General features: G+C 63.6%; 2 protein-coding genes. Both read right to left on the minus strand.

Translation table 11 applies throughout. The features are described from left to right. The coding region (locus tag Q8T13_12715) for a carboxypeptidase-like regulatory domain-containing protein (GenBank protein ID MDP3718618.1) at positions 1-261 on the minus strand (261 nt) is incomplete at its 3' end. 386 nt (positions 262-647) lie between these two features. Further along, the coding region (locus Q8T13_12720; protein ID MDP3718619.1) for a TonB-dependent receptor at positions 648-3,392 on the minus strand (2,745 nt) is incomplete at its 5' end.

The raw sequence follows: 3,392 nt of genomic DNA on the forward strand, positions 1-3,392 counted from the left end.
CAGGGTCTGGTTGATGACCACGCGGACGCCGTCGCGCTTCACATTCTGGAAGCCGGCGAGCTCGAAGTTGATCTCGTAGGTGCCCGGAGGCAGGGCGAGGAACCGGAACGAACCATCGCCGCCGGTGACCTGCACCTGCGGCTGAATCATCGACGGGCTCGTCGCCGTCACCGTCACGCCGGGCAGAATTGCGCCGGTGTTGTCGGTGACCGTGCCGTTAATTCGGCCTCGAAAATCCTGTGCGGAAGTGGGAACTGCCATCGATAGCAGCGTCACGCACAGGCAGAACACCATCAGCCTGTTCAGCCTCATACATCGTCCTCCAACTACAACGCGAGTTATGTTGCAAACCGACGGGAACGGCACCAAGGCCGGGCCCGCCTACAGACAATCCGGTATAAGCGCTCCCGGACAGACTGTAGTTGGCTCGCATGGTAGCCCTGAGGCAGGGCCTTTGCAAGTTTTTGCAATCCGGGATTTTGGATTAGTTTCGGGCAGGTGGGGCGGCGTGGGGCGGGTAAGGCAGGTCGGTCGGGTAGGGGCAGGTAGGGGAGACGGAGTACAAAAAATTAGGGCGAGCGGTTTTCCCCACCCGCCCTAACATTCCTAATTCCTACCCGCCCGACCTGCCGTAGAACGGCCCGCCTTTAGAAGTCGTAGCGGAAGCCGACGCGCATGACGCGGGGGCTGAGAATCGCGGTGACTTCGTTAAAGTTCACCGAGGTCAGGCGCACCGAGGTGGGCACGCCCGAGTTGGTCAGGTTGAAGACGTCGAACTGGAACGTCATCTTGCCGGCGCGTCCCATGCTGAACGACTTGTCGGCGCGCACGTCCATGATCGCGACGGTGGGGTAGCGGTTGGCCGTAATCGGTTCGACGCGCACGGTCTGCGTGCCGTCACCGGGGAACGCCACGCTGATCGTGCGGCCGTACTGCTGGCCGCTCTGGACCTTCCATGAACCGGACAGGCCGATCTCGTACGGCATGGTGTAGCGGCCGATGAGCTTGTAGTTCCAGGTGGTTGAGGTTTCCATGCCGTTCTCGTCGCCAAACAACTGGCGCGCGGGCCGGTAGGCGGCCGCCGACGTCAGGCGGCCGTAGCCGGTGGTGTCGTGGAGCATCGTCGACCAGGTGTAGCCGACTGACGACAGCATCATCCACTTGCCCGAGAAGCGGCGGTTGACCGCGACCTCGGTGGTGTGGAAGTCGGCATCGCGGAAGTCGCTGTTGGTGTAGACGCGGTCGGAACCGATCGTTGCCGGACGATCGAAGGTCTGGAACGTCTGGTTGTCGGCCGTCGTCAGCCGGTTGTTGTCCTTGCCCGGGTCCACCAGCGTGTAGGGAATGGTGTAGGCGGGGGTGCGGATGGCGTCGATTTCGCCCCAGACGTTGCGCATGTTCTTGTAGACATACGAGGCGCGGCCCGAGAACGAGTTGCTGATTTCGCGCTCGAGGTTGACCGACACCTCGTTGCTGGTCGGCCGCTTGATGTCGCGGTCGATGCGCACGAAGCCGGCGCCGCCCTGGGTCGAATTGAACGCGCCCAGTTCCGCCGGGCTGTCCAGCAGGCGGTTGCCGTTCAAGTCGCATTGGGTCGTGCGGGTGGCCGTGCAGGGCAAGAAGGCGTAGCGCAACTGCGCCCGGCCCACCGGGTTCTCCAGATCGGCCAGCGTATCGGCCGAGTTCCAGCGCGACTGGCCGGCGAACACCTTGAGGACCGTGCGGTTGTCGCCGGTCAGGTTGTAGGCGAAGCCGAGCCGCGGCACAAGGGTCTTCGTGCTCGCGACGGTGCGCGCTTCGACGGTTTTCGGCGCCACGAACTCGACATAGCGCGGATCGGTGAAGCCGGCCAGTGCCGGGTGGCCGTTCGGCGTGAACTCCTGATCCTGCCACCCGTCGGTGTAGGCCTCAAAGCGCAGGCCCAGGTTCAACGTCAGGCGGTCGTTCAGCTTCCACGTGTCGTTGATGTAGGCCGCGTTGTAGACGACATCGTTGACGCCCGTGACCGGCGTGTTGTAGATGTCGACCTGCGCCGGCAGGCCGTTGGTATCGCGGTAGAAGATGTCGAACGGCTGGTCGCGGAAGAGGCTGCGGCGATCGCGCTTCCAGTCGTAGCCCATCTTGAAGTCGTGGCTGCCCTTCCAGCCGTCCTGGAAGTACGACAGCGTGGTGTAGAACTGGGGCTTGTAGCGCTTCTGGTCCTGGTAGCCGTCGTTCGCGCCACCATCGAACCGTTGATTGGTCGCGGTGTCGATGCGTCCGGGTCCCCACGGACCGTCATACAACCCGAAGTCGCGGACCGGGCGCAGCGGGAAGAAGTTATACCAGTTGCCGTACAGCACGTCGAGGAACGCGCGGCTGCCCATCACGCGGGTCCACTCGACCTTCCACGGGTAGTTACGCGATGCCTGGTACTGGGCCGCCGACAGCGGCGTCGTCAGGCTGATGCCGCGCTTGTCTTGCAGCTTCTCGCGCTTGTTCAGGAAGCCGATGATCTGGTTGTTGCGGCCGACCTGGAACGTGCCCTTGAAGGTGTACTTGTTCGACAGCTTCGAGCGCTCCAGCGTGTCGCCCAGGCCGAGAATGTAGGTGTACTTGTCGTTCAGACGCCAGCTGGTGAAGAACCACGCCTTCTGCTTGACGATCGGGCCGCCGAAGTTGAAGTTGACGTCGAACTGCTTCTTGGTGGGGTTGCCGCGGTTGAGCGGGTTGCGCGTGAAGAAGCCGTCTTCGTTCGGGGTGTTGGCGGTGCGCAGGTAATCGGGGACGTTGGTCTCGGCCAGCATGTCTTCGTTGAAGTAGTCGCTGTACCAGTTGCCCGAGAAGCGGTCGCCGCCCGACTTGACGCTGATGCTCAGCACCGCGCCGCCGGCGAACGAACCGGCGTCGGAGCCGGCGCCGCCGACCTGGAACTCTTCGAACGACCCGAAGTCGAAGTAGCCGGCGTTGGCGGCCGTGCCCTCGGTCGTGTCGATGCCTTCCATCTTGGTCTGGTTCTGGGTGTCGAACCCGTAGGAGCGGAAGCCCGACTGGTTGCCGGTGTTCGACCCGCCGACGTCATAGGCCGTCATCTGGATGCCGGGGGCCTGCGACATGGCCGCCCAGATATCGCGCGCGTTCGGGATCTCGGTGAGCAGTTCCCGGGTGAAGTTGGTGCCCATCGTGGTCGTCGAGGTATCGACGACCGGAGACGCGCCCGACACCGTGACGGTTTCCTGCAGCGTGGCGACGTTCATCTGCTGGTCAACCGTCAGGGTCTGGTTGATGACCACGCGGACGCCGTCGCGCTTCACATTCTGGAAGCCGGCGAGCTCGAAGTTGATCTCGTAGGTGCCCGGAGGCAGGGCGAGGAACCGGAACGAACCATCGCCGCCGGTGACCTGCACCTGCGG

The sequence above is a fragment of the Acidobacteriota bacterium genome (assembly GCA_030697165.1).
In the GTDB taxonomy this organism is placed as follows: Bacteria; Acidobacteriota; Vicinamibacteria; order Vicinamibacterales; family UBA2999; genus 12-FULL-67-14b.